This window comes from Priestia sp. YIM B13490, from assembly GCF_042787735.1.
GTDB lineage: Bacteria > Bacillota > Bacilli > Bacillales > Bacillaceae_H > Priestia > Priestia megaterium.
In genome coordinates this window covers 747,113-766,769 of sequence record NZ_JBHZOT010000001.1, presented here as the reverse complement: position 1 = coordinate 766,769, position 19,657 = coordinate 747,113, and the positions used below count along the sequence as shown (strand labels likewise).

General features: G+C 39.6%; 24 protein-coding genes. 15 read left to right on the top strand and 9 right to left on the bottom strand.

Annotated elements, in window-relative coordinates:
- Positions 1–143 precede the first annotated feature (143 nt).
- From ACFX4R_RS04325 to ACFX4R_RS04315, 3 genes are all read right to left on the bottom strand, one after another.
- Positions 144–2,042, bottom strand: a complete 1,899-nt coding sequence (locus tag ACFX4R_RS04325; RefSeq protein WP_340447982.1) for an endonuclease MutS2 — start codon at positions 2,040–2,042, stop codon at positions 144–146.
- A gap of 452 nt (positions 2,043–2,494) precedes the next feature.
- Positions 2,495–2,824: an AzlD domain-containing protein gene (locus tag ACFX4R_RS04320; protein ID WP_097822781.1), complete on the bottom strand. Its 330-nt coding sequence runs from the start codon at positions 2,822–2,824 to the stop codon at positions 2,495–2,497.
- A complete protein-coding gene (locus tag ACFX4R_RS04315; protein WP_377568947.1) occupies positions 2,821–3,546 on the bottom strand; it encodes an AzlC family ABC transporter permease in 726 nt (241 codons plus the stop codon). The genes ACFX4R_RS04320 and ACFX4R_RS04315 overlap by 4 nt, the downstream gene beginning before the upstream one ends.
- A 95-nt stretch (positions 3,547–3,641) precedes the next feature.
- On the opposite strand from ACFX4R_RS04315, the gene ACFX4R_RS04310 reads away from it, so the two are divergent.
- Complete coding sequence (locus ACFX4R_RS04310) at positions 3,642–4,193, top strand: helix-turn-helix domain-containing protein (protein ID WP_237074390.1); 552 nt, start codon at positions 3,642–3,644, stop codon at positions 4,191–4,193.
- A gap of 35 nt (positions 4,194–4,228) precedes the next feature.
- On the opposite strand, the gene ACFX4R_RS04305 is transcribed toward ACFX4R_RS04310, so the two are convergent.
- Complete coding sequence (locus ACFX4R_RS04305) at positions 4,229–4,912, bottom strand: TerC family protein (RefSeq protein WP_043981397.1); 684 nt, start codon at positions 4,910–4,912, stop codon at positions 4,229–4,231.
- Between the two features lie 422 nt (positions 4,913–5,334).
- Here ACFX4R_RS04305 and ACFX4R_RS04300 point away from each other — a divergent pair, with 422 nt between their 5' ends.
- Positions 5,335–6,495, top strand: a complete 1,161-nt coding sequence (locus ACFX4R_RS04300; protein WP_098965201.1) for an Ig-like domain-containing protein — start codon at positions 5,335–5,337, stop codon at positions 6,493–6,495.
- 59 nt (positions 6,496–6,554) lie between these two features.
- Here ACFX4R_RS04300 and ACFX4R_RS04295 read toward each other — a convergent pair whose 3' ends face one another.
- Entirely contained in the window at positions 6,555–7,538 is a 984-nt protein-coding gene (locus ACFX4R_RS04295; RefSeq protein ID WP_195696497.1) for a LacI family DNA-binding transcriptional regulator, read from the bottom strand.
- Between the two features lie 160 nt (positions 7,539–7,698).
- On the opposite strand from ACFX4R_RS04295, the gene ACFX4R_RS04290 reads away from it, so the two are divergent.
- Positions 7,699–8,178, top strand: coding sequence for an RrF2 family transcriptional regulator (locus tag ACFX4R_RS04290; RefSeq protein WP_043981394.1), 480 nt, complete (start codon positions 7,699–7,701; stop codon positions 8,176–8,178).
- 18 nt (positions 8,179–8,196) lie between these two features.
- Entirely contained in the window at positions 8,197–8,580 is a 384-nt protein-coding gene (locus tag ACFX4R_RS04285) for a nuclear transport factor 2 family protein (protein WP_043981393.1), read from the top strand.
- Between the two features lie 35 nt (positions 8,581–8,615).
- On the opposite strand, the gene ACFX4R_RS04280 is transcribed toward ACFX4R_RS04285, so the two are convergent.
- A complete protein-coding gene (locus ACFX4R_RS04280) occupies positions 8,616–9,440 on the bottom strand; it encodes an SPL family radical SAM protein (RefSeq protein WP_043981392.1) in 825 nt (274 codons plus the stop codon).
- Positions 9,441–9,876: 436 nt separating this feature from the next.
- Here ACFX4R_RS04280 and gvpA point away from each other — a divergent pair, with 436 nt between their 5' ends.
- From gvpA to ACFX4R_RS04230, 10 genes are all read left to right on the top strand, one after another.
- Positions 9,877–10,155, top strand: a complete 279-nt coding sequence (gene gvpA, locus ACFX4R_RS04275) for a gas vesicle structural protein GvpA (RefSeq protein WP_013057921.1) — start codon at positions 9,877–9,879, stop codon at positions 10,153–10,155.
- Positions 10,156–10,178: 23 nt separating this feature from the next.
- A complete protein-coding gene (locus ACFX4R_RS04270; RefSeq protein WP_013057922.1) occupies positions 10,179–10,442 on the top strand; it encodes a gas vesicle protein GvpO in 264 nt (87 codons plus the stop codon).
- A 23-nt stretch (positions 10,443–10,465) separates the two neighbouring features.
- A complete protein-coding gene (locus tag ACFX4R_RS04265; RefSeq protein ID WP_097822786.1) occupies positions 10,466–11,236 on the top strand; it encodes a GvpL/GvpF family gas vesicle protein in 771 nt (256 codons plus the stop codon).
- A complete protein-coding gene (locus ACFX4R_RS04260; RefSeq protein WP_014459264.1) occupies positions 11,233–11,490 on the top strand; it encodes a gas vesicle protein GvpG in 258 nt (85 codons plus the stop codon). The genes ACFX4R_RS04265 and ACFX4R_RS04260 overlap by 4 nt, the downstream gene beginning before the upstream one ends.
- A 9-nt stretch (positions 11,491–11,499) precedes the next feature.
- Complete coding sequence (locus ACFX4R_RS04255) at positions 11,500–12,324, top strand: GvpL/GvpF family gas vesicle protein (RefSeq protein ID WP_043981390.1); 825 nt, start codon at positions 11,500–11,502, stop codon at positions 12,322–12,324.
- The gene (locus tag ACFX4R_RS04250) at positions 12,321–12,572 is read left to right on the top strand and encodes a gas vesicle protein (protein WP_013057926.1); all 252 of its coding nucleotides are present in this window, start codon (positions 12,321–12,323) and stop codon (positions 12,570–12,572) included. The genes ACFX4R_RS04255 and ACFX4R_RS04250 overlap by 4 nt, the downstream gene beginning before the upstream one ends.
- On the top strand, positions 12,562–12,846 hold the full coding sequence (locus tag ACFX4R_RS04245; RefSeq protein WP_013057927.1) for a gas vesicle protein K: 285 nt from the start codon (positions 12,562–12,564) through the stop codon (positions 12,844–12,846). Before ACFX4R_RS04250 ends, ACFX4R_RS04245 begins: the two co-directional genes overlap by 11 nt.
- 14 nt (positions 12,847–12,860) lie before the next feature.
- Positions 12,861–13,178 carry a gas vesicle protein gene (locus tag ACFX4R_RS04240; RefSeq protein ID WP_016764858.1) on the top strand — a complete coding sequence of 106 codons (318 nt, stop codon included), beginning with the start codon at positions 12,861–12,863 and terminating at the stop codon, positions 13,176–13,178.
- 32 nt (positions 13,179–13,210) lie between these two features.
- Positions 13,211–13,339: a hypothetical protein gene (locus ACFX4R_RS04235; RefSeq protein WP_013083966.1), complete on the top strand. Its 129-nt coding sequence runs from the start codon at positions 13,211–13,213 to the stop codon at positions 13,337–13,339.
- Positions 13,340–13,473: 134 nt separating this feature from the next.
- Complete coding sequence (locus tag ACFX4R_RS04230; protein ID WP_377568940.1) at positions 13,474–13,998, top strand: hypothetical protein; 525 nt, start codon at positions 13,474–13,476, stop codon at positions 13,996–13,998.
- Between the two features lie 141 nt (positions 13,999–14,139).
- On the opposite strand, the gene ACFX4R_RS04225 is transcribed toward ACFX4R_RS04230, so the two are convergent.
- Both ACFX4R_RS04225 and ACFX4R_RS04220 read right to left on the bottom strand, forming a co-directional pair.
- Positions 14,140–14,580, bottom strand: a complete 441-nt coding sequence (locus ACFX4R_RS04225; RefSeq protein ID WP_013083968.1) for a cell wall hydrolase — start codon at positions 14,578–14,580, stop codon at positions 14,140–14,142.
- A gap of 131 nt (positions 14,581–14,711) precedes the next feature.
- Positions 14,712–15,230, bottom strand: a complete 519-nt coding sequence (locus tag ACFX4R_RS04220) for a dihydrofolate reductase family protein (protein WP_025751048.1) — start codon at positions 15,228–15,230, stop codon at positions 14,712–14,714.
- A 90-nt stretch (positions 15,231–15,320) separates the two neighbouring features.
- Between ACFX4R_RS04220 and ACFX4R_RS04215 the strand changes: the two genes are divergently transcribed.
- Positions 15,321–16,280: a helix-turn-helix transcriptional regulator gene (locus ACFX4R_RS04215; protein ID WP_162214581.1), complete on the top strand. Its 960-nt coding sequence runs from the start codon at positions 15,321–15,323 to the stop codon at positions 16,278–16,280.
- Positions 16,281–16,484: 204 nt separating this feature from the next.
- On the opposite strand, the gene ACFX4R_RS04210 is transcribed toward ACFX4R_RS04215, so the two are convergent.
- Complete coding sequence (locus ACFX4R_RS04210; protein WP_043981386.1) at positions 16,485–19,634, bottom strand: bifunctional cytochrome P450/NADPH--P450 reductase; 3,150 nt, start codon at positions 19,632–19,634, stop codon at positions 16,485–16,487.
- Positions 19,635–19,657 lie beyond the last annotated feature (23 nt).

The following is a 19,657-nucleotide window of genomic DNA, read 5'->3' as shown; positions in this document are numbered from 1 at the left end:
TGTTTTTTATACCTATAGATTACTAATATAGCTAAAGGAAACCTCCTTATCTTTTAAGTCATTAACAAAAGGGCGCTATGTATTTTTGAGAAGCTGCATAAAAACAAAACCCAGCACTTTCTTATAAGTGCTGGGCTTCTGCTTTATCTATTTTCGCGTATATCTTTTTCAATTTTCCGCAATGCTTTTTTGGATCCTCGCTGCAGATCATGCTGCTCTTTTCGATCTTTATAGCTAATAAATAACGAATCGAGGTCATAGCCTTCGGGATATAATTCAGCAGCTTTGATTTCAAGAGCTACTCGCTTAATGTTTACTTCAATTAACTCATTCTGATAGAGTACGACTATATTGTTTGTGTTGTCTTTAGACTTATACACAATCGCATGATTTTCATAATCTAACAGTTTGACTCGATCTCCCATTTGGTATTCAACACGGTCTTTTTTCTTTTCCTTCAAAATAGTTGGCTTTTTTATTTTATTTTCTCTGACGACTTCTGTATCATACGATTTGCTTTGCATATAGAACTTTGCTTTTTGTAAAATCTCTTCTTCTACCTTCATCTTCTTTGAAATCCAAAGCGCATTGCTTTCTCCAGATGTGCCAATTAACAGCTGATACAGCGGTTCTAATGTTTTACTGTTGAACTGCATCGCGGCATTCATAAAGTCAGGATGAATTTCTGAGAAACGCTTAATTTCTCCGTAATGCGTAGTCGCGACCGTTATGCAGCCCATATGATAAAACTTTTCTAAGATTGCAATCGCAAGTGCAGCTCCCTCATTCGGTTCGGTGCCGCTGCCAATTTCATCGAATAGGAGCAGCGTATTGTTCGTTGCTTTTTGCAAAATAGCCGATATATTTTTCATGTGTGAGGAAAAGGTGCTCAGCGCATTTTCAATACTTTGGTTGTCGCCGATATCGACAAAAATATGTTCAAACAATGCAATTTCTGTTCCTTCATCAGCTGTAATATGAAATCCTAACATTGTAGCGAGTGTCAGTAGCCCAATCGTTTTTAAGACAACGGTTTTTCCTCCTGCGTTAGGTCCGGTAATAATTAAGCTTCGATAATTCTCGCCAATTTCGAAGTGAAGCGGAACAATTTTACCAGTTAACAGCGGGTGATATGCGCCTTTTAAATGAATATATCCATAATCATTAATTTTAGGTTCGATTCCGTCTGCCTGTTTACTGTATTTTGCTTTGGCAAACACCATGTCGTATTGGCTAATTAGCTCTAAATTAATATGAATATCAGCTAGCTTCTCTAACACTAAACCTGTTAAAAACGCTAAAATTTGATATTCTTCTACCTCTTCTTCTGCTTTCAAAATCGCTAGTTCCGCATTCAGCTTTGTAATAGATGCCGGCTCTATGAACACTGTTGATCCTTTAGAAGATGTTTCAACAATCGTTCCTCCAACATGATTTTTATAGGATGCCTTGATCGGAATCGTATAGCGGTCTCCTTTTTTACTGATGAAGAAGTCTTGAATATACTCTTTGTTTTTCCCGTTTCGTAAAAATTTCGCAAGCTGTTCTGAAATCTTCGCTTCCGTTCCTTCTATATGTCTTCTGATACGCTTGAGCTCTTTGCTTGCCGCAGCGTCTACTTTTCCGGCTTTGATCGCAAAATTAATTTCCTCTTCTATACCTGTCAGTTCTTTCATCGAATGTGCATAGGAACTTAAGAGCGAAGCAAAAAATTCTTTATCCACCATATATTGTTTTACTTTTCTGCAGCCTTTTAAAAAATCGGATACGCGCATTAGCTCTTCGGGCTCTAAAATCATGCCTTTTTCAAGCTTTTCGATGACTCTTCCTATACCTGAGACACCTGATAGCGGAAGTGATTTCTCAGCATCTAGAAGTCTTCGTGCTTCCGTTGTTTCTTTAAGTCGGTTTTTTACTGTTTTAAGAGATGTGCTCGGCTGAAGTTTATCCATTAATTGTTTTCCCAGCTCACTTACGCAGTGAGATTTTACGATTTCTTTTAATTCCTGATACTGCAATTTTTCAAATGTCATCGTATTCATGGTTTTTCTCCTCACTATGATTTGTCATCACATATGAAGATACCTATTTATTAGAAGGCAATGAAAAAGATAAACAAAAAAAGCTGTGGTGATCCCACAGCTTTTTGCGTTCATAAGGTGTCTAAACACATATCACAAAAGAAAGCTCTGTAAAAACAGACGCCTCTCTCGCGACAAATGCCGAACCCTTTATAAAGCATTGTAGGTATCTTCATAGGCAGTGAAATAAATCCATAAGCAAATAAAGGGTACCTTCCTTCTCCAAAAAATACCCGTCTTGCTTATTTAATTTATTTCATTCAATTGTTCCTATTTAGATACTACTCCGCTCATAAAAGCACCTCATCTATATTTTAGTTTTCATTGGCTTCTAATTTACACTCTTATCATACTATATGAAAAAGCGTGCGTAAAGGAGACAGTAAAAAAGCTCAAGAGCATAACTTGAGCTTTCATGACAAAAGAAAAAAACGAAGCAGCGCCATCATTCCAACTCCGCTAATAACGGTGATGGATAAACTTTTTGTTTTCAGGGCAATCAGTAAGGTTGGAATAACTACGATAATGACGGGCCAGTTAATCTTTACGCTGTCATCTACTTGAATGATAAAGTTTTCTACAACAAGTGCGGTTAAAATACAAATAGGAATATAGGATAGCCATTTTAATACGGGTTCTGGCAGCGCGATGTTACGTACAACTAAAAACGGAACAATGCGAGGAACTACGGTAACAAGGGCACACCCTAAAATAACGATGAGTGTTGGGTAGTGGATGCTCATTTATCCGTCACCACCCCAATTGTCGCTACAATAATCGTTGAAATCAATACGGCCACATGTGAAGGTACGAAAAAAGACAGCACAATCATAATAATCGCCATATAAAGAATTAAACGTAAGTAATGATTAAGCTTTGAAGGTAACACGCTTTCGATTTGTAAAACAAGCAGAGCTAAAAACATAGCTGTTAAGGCAAAATCAAACCCAAAGGCTTCCGGGTTAGATAGCATATGGCCAAAAATAGCTCCTGTCGTACAGGCGATAATCCAGCTGACGTAAGCCGTTATATTTAATCCGTTCATCCAGCGGTCATTAATTGGCTTACCTTTTGCAATTTTATTTGAAGACACCCCAAATGATTCGTCCGTTAGAAGGGCTCCAATTCCGACGTTTTTTAATAACGAATATTTTGTAAATTCAGGCGCGACCGTAGCGCTCAAAAGAAAGTGTCGTAAGTTTACAATAAATGTTGTGAGAATAATAGCTGAAATCGAGCTGTTTGCAACCATCAGTGCACAAATAATAAACTGCGCTGCTCCTGCATACACGAGCGCTGATAATAAAGCAACTTCCATAACGGAAAGATGCGAGGATACTCCAACGATCCCAGCCGCAAGCCCTATACTTATGTAACCGAGTAGCGTAGGGATACAATCCTTAGCCCCTTGTCTGAACGTTAAGTCCATTTTTTCTCTTTGCTGTACTGCTTTTTCTGCAATCACCGTACTCCCTCCTTTTCTGCTATATTATACATCTATACGTTATATTAAACAACGGTATGTTATACTATCTTTATAATAATTAAAGGAGTACAACAATGGACGCGATTCAAGATATTATTGCTAAAAATCTTGTTAAATTACGAAAAAATCGAAATTTGACGCTTGATCAAGTTTCCGAATTAACCGGTGTTAGTAAAGCAATGCTTGCACAAATTGAAAAGGGTAAATCCAGTCCCACGGTTACCACGCTTTGGAAAATCGCCAACGGCCTTCAAGTCTCTTTTTCTGTATTTATGAAAGAAGACACCCCGGATGTGCAGAAAGTAAGCATAAAACAGCTAGATCCCGTCACGGACAACAAAGGTGATTACTTAGTATATTCTTTTTTTCCTTATCATCCGGAAAAAAAGTTTGAAATTTACATCGTCACATTAAAGCCTGGATGCGTGCACGAAGCGAAAACTCATTTAGGAGATGAATACTTACTTATTAAAGAAGGCGAATTAACGGTTCGTTTTGAAAATGAAGAACATGAATTAGTCTCGGGAGATGCTCTGCATTTTTCAGGAAATACCTCTCACAGCTATATCAATTCTTCTGAAGAAGAAGCAAGCTTTTTTTTGCTTATGCACTACCCCGAATCATAAAAAAAGAGCGTACGGATCATCCGTACGCTCTTTTTTTAAGCTGCGTGGGCTTGTTCTTTTTTCATTTTTTTGTTTTTCATGTACCCAATGCCTACAACTGCAATAGTTAAGATAACTTGAACAGCGAGATGTAAAGCTGTGTTTGGAACAAATCCGCCGATAATTTTATCTTCAACAATCATTTTTCCAGCAGACCATGCAAGCATCGCCGCTCCAGCGTAAATGATAATCGGAAATTTTTCCATTGCTTTCATAATAAAGCTGCTTCCCCAAATAATAATCGGAATTGAAATTAATACACCAATCATAATCGGGACAAATTCGTGAGCTACACCTGCTAGAGCTAATACGTTATCTAATGACATGACCGCATCTGCGATAATGATCGTTTTAACCGCGCTCCATACCGTTGCTCCACCTTGAGGATTGTCGCCGTGATCGTGATTGTCCGCTAATAATTTATATGCAATCCACACTAGCATCAAACCGCCGACCGCTCCGATTAATGGTATTTTCAATAAAGGGACAATAATAGCCGCAAATAATAATCGAAGACCAATCGCGCCGCCTGTTCCAATTAAAATCGCTCTTTTTTGTAAATCTTTTGGTACGTTACGAGCCGCCATTGCAATAACAATTGCGTTATCCCCGCTTAAAATTAAATCAAGAAAAATAATTTGCAGCAAACCTTGCACTGATACCCCAATTAGTTCCTCCATAGTTACCTCCACCTTCTCTTTTTATGTAACGTTTCTCCTCTAAATGTCTGAGCCTTTTCCTCCTTTTTTATAATTGAATACAAAAAAGACCCTTACCAAATAAGCGGTAAAGGTCTTGCTAACAACATAATGTCGCCAACAAAGCCGAGAGATAATCTCTGTAATGACGACTTTGCTGTTAAAGCTACTCCCCTTTAGGAGATACGTTCAATTATTTGTTTGTATTTACACCACTTATACTATAGCATCTCCTACATTCTGTCAATCGTTTTTTTATTCACTTTCAATTTGGTAAAATTACTGTCGCTTTTCTAGAAAGGATGTCGAAAAATGAATATAAAAACCTGTAGTTGTATTCGCTTTCTTATAGTATGATAGATTCAGTTCTATAGTCTTATATTTTAAAGGAGGAAAATAAAAATATGAATAAAAAAGGTATAATATCCCTAGTTTCTGCTGGTTTATTAGCATCAACACTATCCGTTCAGTCTGTTCAAGCAGATACCAATAAAAGTGAAAGTGTTTCAAAAAAACTAATAGACCAGCATATGGACAAGCCTCTTCAAAAAAAGAATCTAAATCAACGTGTACTTAATGATTTAAAAAGCGATGCAACTCATTCCTTAGAAAAAGCTCCTTCTCTTTCTTCATCTCAGAATTCAAAACAAATGAACAGCTCCTCTGCAAACGATGATCCACTGTTTGAAAAAGAGCCAAATAATGATTTTAACAAAGCTAATAGTTTGCCAAATGAAAAAACAATCATCGGACAAATGCTTCCTATGTATGACGTTGATTTTTATAAAGTGAATGTCCCTGCTAAAGGCGCACTGCTTGTAGCTGGGACGACCAATTCTCCAGCAATTGACCTTGCCTTTACAGCAGCTGAAAAAGACTTTAAAGATAACAAGAATTTAATCTACCAAGGCTCAGACTATAGCGATGGAGTCGAAGTTCAAGTCTATCAGGTAAATAAATCAGGAACATATTACATAGGCGCCACTGATTATGAGTTTGATGATGATTACGACGATAATACCGTGGATGATCTATATGCTCTGAGCACAGCATTCGTAGACAACGTCGCTCCAGATAAACCAGCCGTAAACAAAGTCGGTAATAATGATAAAGTGGTTACGGGAAAAGCGGAGGCTTCTTCTACTGTAACAGTTAAGGCTGGCAGCAAAACGCTCGGATCTGCCAAAACGTCTTCTAAAGGCACATTTTCTGTTAATATAAGTGTTCAAAAAGCCGGAACAACTCTTACCGTAACGGCTAAAGACAGCGCCGGAAACGTAAGTCCAAGCGTTTCCACGAAAGTAGCCGATGTCGTAGCGCCTAATAAGCCAACTGTCAATAAAGTCGATGATAATGATAAAGTGGTTACGGGAAAAGCGGAGGCTTCTTCTACTGTAACAGTCAAAGCGGGCAGTAAATCGCTTGGATCTGCCAAGGCTTCTTCTAAAGGAACGTACTCTGTAAAAATACCAGCGCAGAAAGCAGGCACTACTCTTACCGTGACGGCCAAAGATGTTGCGGGGAATGTTAGCAGCGGAGCGACAACAAAAGTCGTGAAGCATTAATCAAAGAAGGAGGTGACTATGGTCACCTCCTTCTTTGATATAGTTAAAAAATCGTTTTTTTATACAAAGCGGTTGTCAACGCTTTCTCTTTCAATCAATTCATAGTTAGAAAGTGTAAGCTTTTCAACTTCTTCTCCGTTGACTAGCTTAATAATTCGCTGTGCCCCCATTTGTCCCGCTTCTTTATAGTAATATTTTACGGTTGTTAAGCTAGGATGAATCACACCCGTAATTTCGTAGCCTCCAAAGCCGGTAATGGATACATCTTCCGGAACGCGAAGTCCGTTTAAATAAGCTGCCTTTAACGTGCCAAGTGCAATGTTATCGGTCGCACATACAATGATGGACGGATTAAATTCTTTCATCACAGCCGTAGCGGCCCCGATTGCATCGCTCATGTTAAAGCTTGTTTGATAACAGCGGATCTCGCAATCTCTGTCTTTAAGACCTTCCTTTACACCTTCTTTTCGCTTTACACCTACAGCTATGTCTTTTTCGGTTACGCCTAAAAAAGCAATTTTTTTATGCCCCTTTTCTCCTATGTACCTTCCAATGTCGCATGCCGCCTCGTAGTCTTGGTGAATTAAACTGTGGACTTCTTCATGCTGCTGTCCAATTAGCAAAACGGGAATTGAAATTGTGCGGAAAGCTTCCAAATGAGCTTTTGTGATTTGAACGGCAAGAAGAATAATACCTGCTACCTTCTGCTTAGCCAGCGTATAGATATTTTCGATTTCTCTTTCTAAATCTTGATTAGAATTGGAAATAATCATTTGATAGTGGTGGTCTCTAAGTTCTTGGTCAATACCATCTAATGTGCGGGAAGTCGCAAAAGAACCCATGCGCGGAACAATTACACCAATGATGTTTGTTTTTTTTGCTTTTAAGCTTTGGGCAAACGCATTTGGGCTATAGTTTGTTTCTTTAATAATCTCTTCGATTTTTCGTTTCGTCGCATCGCTCACAGACCCTCCGTTAAGGTAGCGGGATACAGTACTTTTTGCTACTCCTGCAAGCCGAGCGATATCTGCAATAGTTGTCATTCTCTCATCTCCGTATTTTGTTGCTGCTTCTTTCACAGTATACACGAATATCCCGCGTATATTAAGTAACTGCTTTACTTTTTGCTTCATAAGCGGTATGATAATCTAAACGTGGATAATCATTATCCACGTTGTACACATAAAGCAGGAGATGATGTTTTTGCATATGAAAACAGGCGTTGAGCAATCGGTGTATGCCATTTTGCTGCTTACGTTTTTACCTGAAAAAGCTGTGTTGCCAGGAGATGTCATCAGCACTCAGCTCGGGGGCTCGCCTACGTATTTTCAAAAGCTTCTTCGCAAACTGGTTAGCGCTGATTTACTTGCTTCCGTTCCTGGTAGCAAAGGTGGATTTCGCTTAAAGAAAACGCCGGAAGAAATTCGTATTTATGACGTATACGTAGCCATTGAAGGTAAGCAGTCTCTTTACTCATCAAGCGGTATTTTTCACGACATGCTTAACTTAAAAGACAAAGACATTTGCTTATTATCCGATTTAATGGAAGAAGCCGAATCTTCGTGGCAGTCTATCTTAAAACGGCAAACCATTGCTACGCTCACAAATGAAATTAACAAAAAATGTCCGAAAGAAAACCTGGACATGCTAAAAGCAACAGTAGAAGAAAAAATGGTGCTGTAGCACCCAAAGGAGATCATCATGGAAAACTTAAATAGATATTTTGATTTATTCGATCAATCACGTACAAGCGAACAAGCATTTGAAGAATTAGTGGGGCTTTTTTCAGACGATATCGTATTTGTCTTAAACGGCCACGAAAAGCAAGGCATTGAAAACTGGAAGCTGTTTGTGAAAATGGTGTTTAAAGAAAATGCTGATATTAAGCATATGTTCGAAGGCTGGAAAGCAGTTGAAGGTACAGATAAGTTTGAAACGCCTTGGGCAGTATGCGGAAAACGTGCATCTGGCAGCGTCTTTACTCAAACAGGAAAAGATATTGCTAAGCTAGATGAAAACGGGAAAATCAGCTATTTAGAAAACGTACCTGACGATACGAACATGTTTGATACGTATAAAAACTAATACAAAAAAGAAGGGCTCTTCTAGCCCTTCTTTTTTTACGGAGCAAATCCCTCTTGAGACAGATAAATCATCGAAGAAGGATAAAATTTTTCAAAATAACGAATGGCTTTGACATGAATGTCTTTGTCATACCAGTCTAGAAAACCGTACTTCTCAAATAATTCCGGCATCCCTAGCCTTTTAGACGTTTTACCTAAGGAACCGTCTCCTAAGTACAAGGTATCAATGCAAATTCGGTCCATCATTCCTTCTATTTTTTCAGGAAATTCAGGTGTGAAAGGAAGCATTGGAGCAATGGTTACTTGCGTTGAAATTCCGCTTTCTTTTACTTTTTTTAACGCGTTCATACGAAGTTTCATCCCCGGAGCATAAGGAGAAAAAATTTGTTTTACATCTTCTCGGTCCGTTTCAACAGTCATCGATACGCGAAGATCACATACTTTTTGAAGCTGTAAAAGCAAATCAATATCCCTCGTCACAAGTGGCGACCTTGTTTGAATCAATAAAAAATCAGGGGGATGATTGATCATCGTTTCTAAAAGGGCACGTGTGATGCCTGCTTTGCGCTCAGCAGGCTGATAGGGATCTGTCGCTGAAGACATAAATATGCGCACCGGCTGCTCTTTTTTTCGCAGTTTTTGTATTTCTTTTTGATAGACTTCAGCTGCGTTGACTTTAAGCTCTAGCCATGTCCCCCACTCCATCTCTTTAAAACGCTGAATTGGCAGCTCTCGCACGTAGCAAAATTTGCAGGAAAATGCACATCCGGCATACGGATTTAAACTATGAGTATAACCAGATGCTAAAAAGCCGGTCGCTTTTGTTAAAATACTTCTCGAAACCACGTCTCTTTTGTTCATCTTTCTCACCTCGTTGTCCAATAAGTATATCAAGTTCGCAAATGAAAAAACTACTTTCCACATGGAAAGTAGCCCTTTATGTTTTCAATTCATCAACTTTGATTTTCTTTCTTTTCACTTGTCGTTTCAAGTAAAGAGGTTAAATATGAATTTAACTCAAATTGGTCCTTTTCAATAAAATCAGATAATACCGGCTGCTCTTCTTTTCTCATCTTTCTCCACTCCCTTTGTTTTTTATGTATGTGTTTTCATTCATCAATGGATAAAAGTAATGTACTTAACTCTACCCGTATTAAAACAAAAATAATCATGGTATTTTATACTATTTTTTAATTTATGCACGTTTTATTTGTATATTTTTTACAATATCACACACATTAATAGCAAGATTAGCAAACGTATATATTTTACTATGCAACATGAGAGGAATTTCATCATGACGATTAACAAATCAAACGATTGTTCTAGTCTAGCTGAAGTAGTTGACCGCATCTTAGATAAAGGCGTGGTAATTGACGTATTCGCTCGTATTTCCGTTATTGGTATTGAATTAATTACCATCGAAGCTCGAATCGTTATTGCCAGTGTGGACACATGGCTGAGGTATGCCGAGGCAGTTCGGCTGCTTCATAATGAAAGAGAAGATTTTCTTTCTTCGAATAACGGCGGAAAAAAACTTGAACAGCTAAACCTTTTACAAGATTTAGATTTATAAACTCATAAAGGTGGGTTAGAGAAGTGAAAGTAGCCGAAATTATGGAATCCGTGACTGATTTTTTTAAAGAACACGTTGCTCCTCCTCACCGAATTATTTCGTATGAATCGATTCAAAATGGAGGATGGAAAATAACACTTGAAGCATTTGAAGAACAGGAGTATATGAGGCGCTATGCAAAAGATGAACTGCTTGGTATCTATGAAGTGCTGGTCAATAAGCAGCATAACATTACGTCTTTTTCACGCACCAGCCTGCGCTATCGAAGCTCTCCAGCAGAGAAGTAAGCTGATTATTTTAATGGAAAGGAATGAAACAGAAATCAATGAGTGAAGAAACGGGCATTTATATTTTTTGCAGTATTCCCGCCACCGAGGCGCATACGTTTGGCAGCGTCACGATTGATCAGCAAGAAAGAGCTACTTTTACCATTCATTACCGAGATGCAGCTATAGTGGCTGCTGCCTTTCCTCTTAAAATTTATCATCCTACAAAAGAGAACGTCACAGCGCACCAGCAGGTGATTTCCAAAGTAATGAATGAGCATGATTCGGTCATTCCAATCAGCTTTGGCAACGTGTTTCATAGTCAACAAGATGTTGAAATGCTGTTAGAAAACTTATATCCACAGTTCGCCTCTCTTTTCCCACAGTTAAAAGGAAAAATAGAAGTCGGACTAAAAGTAATTGGGAAACCGGACTGGCTGAAACAAAAAGTGAATCAAGATTCTTCTTTGCAGCAAGTACGAAACCCGCGTTCTGCCAGTGCTGATTTTTATAAACAAATTGCGCACGGAGAAACAGCTCAGAAATTCTTTTTAAAGCTTCAGCACGACTGTAAAAAAGAGCTGTATCAACATTTAGAACCGATAGCTGAAGCGTCGAGACTCAATCCTCCTATTGTCGAAACAATGCTTTTGAACGCTTCTTTTTTAATTGACCGAGAAAAAGAAGCAGCGTTTGATGAACGTGTAAATGACCTGTATGAAAAATGGAAGCACAAAGCCGATTTTAAATATTCCGGACCGTGGGCTGCTTATAACTTTATTAATATTCAACTAAAGGTAGAAGAGAATGTATGATTCATAAACTGCTGCTGTCTCCTGTTACGCTCATTGTAAAAGTCGGACAGAAAATCAAGGAAGAAGCGGATAAAGAACTTTACGATGTCTCTTTTATTCAGCAAAAAATCGTTCATCTTCAAATGATGTATGAGCTTGGAGAAATACCAGAAGATGCATATATGGAAAAAGAAAAAGAACTACTGCTGAGGTATGAAGCAGCAAAAGAATATGAATTAAAAAGATGGGAATCAATGACGAAGAAACAAAAGTGAGGTTAAAAGATGGAAAAGCTCATTTATTTATATGGTCTAGTTCCAACCGAAGAAGCTAATGAAATGCCCTTTCCTTCACTTGAAGGTATGGATCAGAACAACCCTATCTATGCTCTTTGCTTTGATGACATTACCGCATTTGTATGCGACTTGCCAAGCGATGAGTATTCGGAAGAAATGCTGAAAGAAAAGATCGAGCACGATATGAAATGGCTGCAGGACAAAGCCATGCATCACCATGAGATTCTTCTTTTCTTACAAAGTCACTACACGCTTCTTCCCATGAAATTTTGTACGGTCTACAAAAGCAAGGATAGCTGTCAAAAAAGTATTGCTGATAACAAAGAAAAAACGCTCTCTTCTCTTCAGCTTTTAAAAAGATCTGAAGAATGGAATATAAAAGTGTATGCCCATACGAATTCTTTAAAGAACTATCTGCTAACGAACAATGAAACGATCCAAAAGAAAAAAGAAGAAATAAATACGCTGCCTCCAGGCAGGCAGTTTTTTGAACGTAAAAAGATAGAAAGGCTGATCGAAGAAGAAACAGAAAAAGAACAGCTTTCGCTTTGTGATCACTTGCACACTGAGATAAGCCCCTACGCCGCTTACCACACAATCAAAAATAACTGGAGTCAAAAAATAACCGGCGAGAGCTACAGCATGTGCTGGAACAGCATCTACCTTCTTTCAAAGAACAATGTAGAATCATTTTTAAAAGCCATTAGCGACAAGCAAACGTTTTATAGTGAAATGGGACTGAACATCGAAGTAACGGGACCATGGCCTGCTTATCATATCGACACTCTGCGCTCGGAGAAAGATGCGGGATGACATCTCTGCGAAAACAAACGCTGGAGCAAAAGGACATCGCCCTCATTGATATATTAGATGTGATCCTCGATAAAGGAATTGCCATTAAAGGTGATTTATTGATTTCAATTGCCGGAATTGATTTAGTCTATCTTGATTTGCGGGTATTGATTTCTTCTGTAGAAACGCTGATAGGCTCTCATGATCGTCAAATCATTTCTTCTCAGCAGCTTGAACAGGAAACGGAGGCGTTGAGAAATGGAAAATAACCTCAAACGAAACGGCCGCATTGAGCTGAGTGCGGAAAATGCTGAACAAGGCCTAGCGCAGCTTGTTTTAACCGTCATTGAATTACTGCGGCAGCTCATTGAAAAACATGCGATTCGCCGAGTCGACAGCGGAAACCTGACGGACGCTCAAATCGAAGACCTGGGCGTGGCGTTGATGAAGTTAGAGAACAAAATGGAGGAGCTAAAATCAGTGTTTAACTTTACAAATGAAGATTTAAATATTGATCTAGGTCCCCTAGGAAAAGTGCTATAACGAGGAGTGAAAAAATGGCGGCGGAACATAACGGGCATCTGGGCACCATTGTAGAAGTATTGGAAAAAGTATTAGATAAAGGTCTTGTTATTGCTGGAGATATTAAAGTGCAAATTGCTGATGTTGAACTCTTAACAATCAAAATCCGGCTGCTTGTCGCTTCTATTGATAAAGCAAGAGAAATTGGCATGGACTGGTGGGAAACAGACCCTTACCTATGTTCAAAAGCAAATCAGTCTTATCAAAAACTCCAGGCGGAAAATGACAGTTTAACGCAGCAAGTGGCATCTTTAACGCAGCGAATTCAAGATGATTTGCTTTCGCTTGATTAACAGCTCACTTTATATAAGGAGGAATAACAAACATGAACCCTGAACAAAAATCTACCCTGTCTCCTATTTCACAAGAGCAGCAAAGCCCCGATACTCAGCTAACGGAAAAAGAAGAGCGTATGCCCGAGTATACGCATACTTCGCTTAATCCAGATTCATAGAACCAAAAGAGAAATGCTTCGGCATTTCTCTTTTGGTTCTTCTTCATTAATCATGACATTGAAACAAATGGAGGTAAATACAATGAACATAGCGAATGAGTACCATTATCTATCAATTACAAAGGAGAACGAGCATGAAGAAAAGAGCATTTGGAGTAGTCTATACTCTTTTAACGCTGTTCATTTTAGGTGCCTGCAGTACCGCAGACGTTGTGACAAATAATTCAGATCCAAAAGTTTCTGTTTCTACTACAGTTAAACCGCTGACGAAAAAAGAATTTAGTGAAGTTGGAACATCAGGGTTAACAAGCCCTTCAAAAGAAGATTTTCACAAAGTACATATGACCCTTACCTTACGCGGCACGGATTACCTGTCGAATATTCAAGTTAAGCTACCTAACTATAAAGAAGCTTTTAATAACATCAAAGACGATCAGCAAATAAGATATTGGTTTGGCAACGGTGCAGATGAAGAGCAAGAAAATAAAAACATCTATACAAGAGAATTTGTCCTTTATACGAAAGGCTTAAACGATAAGCAAATTAAAGAAATTTTATCAGCAGCTAAGGTAAAGACGTCCTGGGTGGTAAAGGATACAAAAGCGAAGGATCAATCCGAATTTGCTGCTGGTAAAAACATAAAATTTGAAGCAAAATGAGAAATGCATCAATTAGCAAAAGCCCCCTTTATTAAAAGAGGGCTTTCTCTTATTATATGAAGAACGACTACCTTGTCACCTGCAGCTAAAGGTTTGGATTTGAGGCCAGACTTTCAGAATGCAGCATATTTTCTAAGCTATCTATCCGTTATAAACGCTAGCGCATGTTCCGGGCTTTGGCTCGTAGTAACAGTGATTTTTGTATTGACCAGAAGCGGGTTGACCGTACCAGGTTGGAGGGCATGGAGCGGATGGATTAAAGTACCACAGTGCATATTTCCCCGGGTGTTCTCTCCAATAATCCAAATTCTTTTTGGCTAACCTTTTTTCAACACCTCTTGCTCTTTGATAAAATACGTTTCCTTTTTGAACAGCTTCGAACGAATAGTTGCCTCCCTGCACCTGATAAATAACTTGCGGAACGGATCTTAAATTCTTGAAATCTAAACAGTTTGCTTTAAGACGATTTACAATGACATTTCCAACATACAGCATTCCTTGTTTTCCTTCGCCTTCAGCTTCTGCTCTCATCATCCTTGCCATTAAAGCAACGTCTGAATCTCGATAATTTACTCTTGGCATTTTTTCACCCCAAAAATATACTATGAAAAAAGGACGCTCTTGATGTCACTGCCCCTAAAATAACAATAGCTGGATGTTAAATACACGATGAGCACACTGACACTGCAGAAAGAGTTTTTATTACGAAAAGCTTATTCTTTTTCATAATAAAGCTGAGCAATTTGCCCGTACTGTTTTATATCGGTAAGCTTCAAGTTCATTTCGGGAATTCCTCGTTTAAACAGCGGAATACCAGCCCCAAGCAAAACGGGAATGACCGATATAATAAATTCATCCACCCTCTTTGCTGTTAAGAAATCAGCGAGAATATCAGCGCCTCCCACCAGCCATATTTTTTTAGTTTCTTGACTGAGGTTGTTGAGAAATAACGCCACGCTTTCGTTTATAAACTCGACATATTGATCTTTTCCTTGAGCTGAGCGGCTAAACACGTAGCATTTTTTACCGAGATACGGAAACTCAGGTGTGAGCTTCAGCACGTGGTCGTACGTAGCTTTTCCCATAACAACCGCATCACACGTTTGATAAAACGCTTCGTAGCCGTTGTCTCCCTCTCCTTCTACGCTTTCCAGCCAGTCAATCTCTCCGTTTTCTCTTGCAATATATCCGTCTAAGCTTGCCGCAATATATACGACGATTTTTTTCTTCATTCCCTTTTCTCCTTTCAACTTTACTGTTTCTGTATGATATCATCTTAATACGACACTTTTTGTCATATTAAAAGAAAAAGGTGAAAATAAATGGCTAAGTCTAGACGGCTTGTTGATATGCTCATGTTTATTAATACAAAAAGAACGTTTACGGCAAAAGAACTAGCGGAGGAATTTGGTCTTTCCGTGCGGACCGTCCAGCGCTATTTACTGGACTTAAGTGAATTAGGGCTGCCTCTTTACAGTGAAAAAGGGCGGAGCGGCGGTTACAGAGTGCTAAAAAATCGTATTCTCCCTCCCATTTTGTTTACGGAAGAAGAAGCTATTTCTATCTTTTTTGCTTATCAAGCTCTGCAGTATTATCATGACCTTCCGTTTGATGCAGGAATTCATGCGGCTCTTCAAAAATTTTATGTGTACCTGTCTGAGGAAACAAAGAAAAAAGTAGATAAAATGAGTGCTCATATTGCGTTTTGGAATCCTAAAAGAAACCTTGACACTCCTTATTTAAAAGAGCTTTTAGAAGCAAGCCTTGCAGGGAAATATATTGAATTTCTTTATGATTCAAAGGCGGGTCAAACAAGAAAAGAAGTCAAACCCCTTGGAATTTATGCTCATAACGGTTTATGGTACTGTCCTGCTTATTCCTTCAATAAGCAAAAAGTGTTATTATTTCGAGCGGATCGTATTCACTCGTTAAAAGTTTTAGAAAAAGACGAAAATATGTCTCTTACGTTAAAGGAATGGCTTGAAACAGAACCGGTAAACTCACAGCCGATTTCGTTAAAAGTAACCTTGACACACGAAGGCGTTCGTCAGTGTAAAGGCGTTCCGTGGCTTGAAAATCATGTGAGGGTGGCGCGTGATGGGAATGGCTATATCGATACAATAACTGATGGAAATGAAATAAATTACATGGCTTCTTTTTTCTATACCTTAGGGGCTCATGCTTTTATTGAAGAACCTCAGAAGCTAATTGAAAAAATCTGCTGTCACGCAGAAGAAACGTTAAGACGCTATAAAAATGAAGTGGGGACAAAAGACGAATAAATGGGAGAAATGAACTCGTATAAATCGCTTTATGCACCGGGGTTGATTTTCTTGCAAGACTTCGCCTTGCACTCCAATCAACCGCTACAAGTCACTAAATAGATGAAATCTACGTTCACTCTACCAATAAAAAGATCCGAACGATTCATCGTTCGGATCTTCCTTCAACCAACTAAACTACTTTTATCCTAGCCTCTTTTTAATTTACCCAGCCCACACGTCTTTTGCGTATCGGCCTTTTTCTTCTAGCTGCTGCAGCCATAAGCGAGCGTCTGCTTCACTCACTTGGTGAACGTCAGCATAGCTTTTCATAAGCGTTGCTTCAACGTCAGGTGCCATTTTGCTTCCGTCTCCGCAAATATAGAAGTGCGCTCCTTGATCAAGAAGTTCAATCAATTTCTTGCCGTCTTGTTCCATCACGTGCTGAACGTATGTTTTCGGCTGATTTGGCATGCGAGAAAAAGCGGTATGAAGCGTAATGATGCCTTCATTTTGGGCGTTTTCAAGCTCTTCTTGATACAGATAGTCTTCATGAGGTGAACGGCAGCCGAAGTATAAATGCGCTTCTCCAAGCGACTGTCCTTGTTCTTTTAGCTGTTTGCGAGCCTGCACGAAACCTCTAAACGGCGCGACGCCTGTTCCCGGTCCGACCATGATAAGCGGCGTTTCAGGGTCTTTTGGCAGCGTAAATCCTGACTGCGGTGTGGAAATAAAGCACGTAATCGTATCTCCTTCTTGCAGCTCGGCAAGATAGTTCGACGCAATTCCTTTATATTCTCCATATCCGCTCCACGCTTCTCCTGAGACAACGCTGACCGTGATGCTTGCTTGTTTTTCATCGACACGAGGTGATGAAGAAATTGAGTAATAGCGCGGGCGTATGCTTGGCAGAAGGGCGATAAATTCGCTGAATTCCATTTCACACGCCGGGTATTTTTCAAGCAGTTCAAGCATTGTTAAACGTTTTGCCAGCACTTGTTCTTTGTAGGCTTGCTTTTCAAGCAAGGCTTCAAGCTCTACTTTATGCGGCGGGCAGACCGTTATAGCAGCCATTGCGCGAAGCTGCGTGCGCGTAACAGGATCTTGAAGCTCCACGTATTGCAGAAGCTCTTCTACTGATACTGTTTTAGCGAGTGGCAAATGAGCTAATTTTTCTTCTTCTGCTTCCAGACGGATTTGCTGTGATGCATCTAGGCCGAACCTTGCTGTTACACGGTTTACTATTCCTTCATAGTTGCGAGGAATAACGCCTAAATGATCTCCTTCTTGATAAGAAGCTTCTTTTGGAAGTTCAATTTCAAGATGACGCGTGCTTCGTGCACTGCCTGGCTGTTGAAGTTCTTTGCTTGCTACGACGTTCGCTGAAAACGCACCGTGCATTTTCGCAAGCGGCATATCCGCGGCGCTGTCGACGAATTGAAGTGAAAGTGTAGATTTATTATCTTCACTGTTTTCAATGTCGAGGTTAAAGTAGGCTGCTACATCACTCCACATATGTTCACGCCATTCTTCATATGTGCCTTCAAAGTCGTCGCTTGCATCTGCTTCACCGCGGTCAGCGATGTTTTCTGCCCCTTTAGCGGCAAGCGTTTCATCGATAAAAGCAGGCACTTTTTGATACGTTGTCGCCCAGTTTTTATCACCGCATCCAAATACGGAATAGCGAACACCTTTTACTTCATCAGCAGACGCTTGGTCTAACCAGTCGACAAATTGCTTTGCGTTATCAGGCGGGTGTCCGTTATAAGACGCCGTTACAATTAATACAGCTCCTTCGCGGGGAAGATTTCCGGCGTGCGAATCAAGGGTAGCGACCTGTGGTGCGAATCCTTTGCTCATTGCAATATCTGCTAAATCACGCGCCGTTCCTTCAGCTGTTCCCATATTTGAACCGTATAGCACAAGCAGCGGCGTATTATGAGCGTTTTCTGCCTTTTTGCGTACTTTTTTAGCAGACTGTTCAGTGCTAGGTGAAGGAATACCGCCAAGCGGAATTTTTTTCGATTTTGCTTTTACCACAAAGCCTTCAGGTTTTAACGTTAAAGTTTCTTTAATATCCAGCTCGTAGTTTGTATGATCTTCAAAGTCAAAGTGTTTTAGCATCATACCAAGTACCAGCGTTGCTTCATGAAGAGCGAACTGCTGACCGATACACGCACGCTGCCCGTTTCCAAACGGTTTAAACGCATGCTGCGGAATCGCACTTGGATTTTCAAAACGCTCTGGACGGAACTCTTCCACATCGTCTCCCCAAATTGTTTTATCACGGTGAAGCTGAGGAATCAGAACCATTAGTTCGTCGCCTTTTTCTAAAGGATATTCTCCTCCAAGCACCGTATCTTCTTTTGCATATAGGGAAAACGCAGGAGCCGTTGGCCATAAGCGCAGCGCTTCGTTTAAGACCATGCCCACATATTTAAGCTGTTTGACTTGTTTGTAGCTTGGAACAGGATCTACTAGAACTCGTGCTGCTTCTTCTGCTGCTTTTTGTAATACATGTGGATTTTTCACTAAGAAATACAGCGCAAATGATAAAAGACCGCTTGTTGTTTCGTGTCCCGCAATTAAGAATGTAATAATTTGATAGCGAATGTTCTCGTCATCAAGCGGCTCACCTGTTTCTGGATCTTTTCCGTTTAGCATATGTGTTAACAAATCATCGCTTTGTTCACCGCTTGCTTTGCGATCTGCAATAATTTTATCTACTAGTTTGTTCATTACCTTGATATCTTCTTGAAACTGGCGCTTGTTTTCATCATAAGCTGGGTCATCTGGATTTGCTCGCTGCAGCTTGTTCATCGATTCATCCAGTGCACGGACCATACTCGTAATAAACGGATGCGGCTGATCTCGGTAAAAGCTGTTAAAGCGGTAGTTAAAGCCGCAAAGACCGATTGTATCAAGCGTTAAACGCGTCATATCTTCCGGTACTTCAATATGCTCATCTGCATTTAGACGCTCCCACTTTTGAATAAGCTGCACGGCGATATCGACCATCATCGCATGATAGCCTTTCATTGCCTGCTGACTGAAGCTTGGAAGTAAGATATTATGCGCTTTTTTCCAATTTTTTTCGTGCGTCCAGCTTGTAAATAACCCGTCTCCTGCAAAATCACGTACAAATTTAAGCGCTTGACTTAAGTTTTTATCAAAACGTGATTCATCGCATGCTTCTTTAATTAGACGCTGACTTGATAAGTAACGCGTTACACGGCCAGGCGCCTCGAATTTAAAGATTTCTCCTAATTCATCCGCAATTTTCATCAAAGCTTGAACCGGTTTATCTGTGTTTAATAACGGTAAATTTTTAAGCTCTCCAAACGTTTTTGGCTGAGGCATTTCTTTAATTGTCATGTTATCCCTCTTTCACTTGTTAA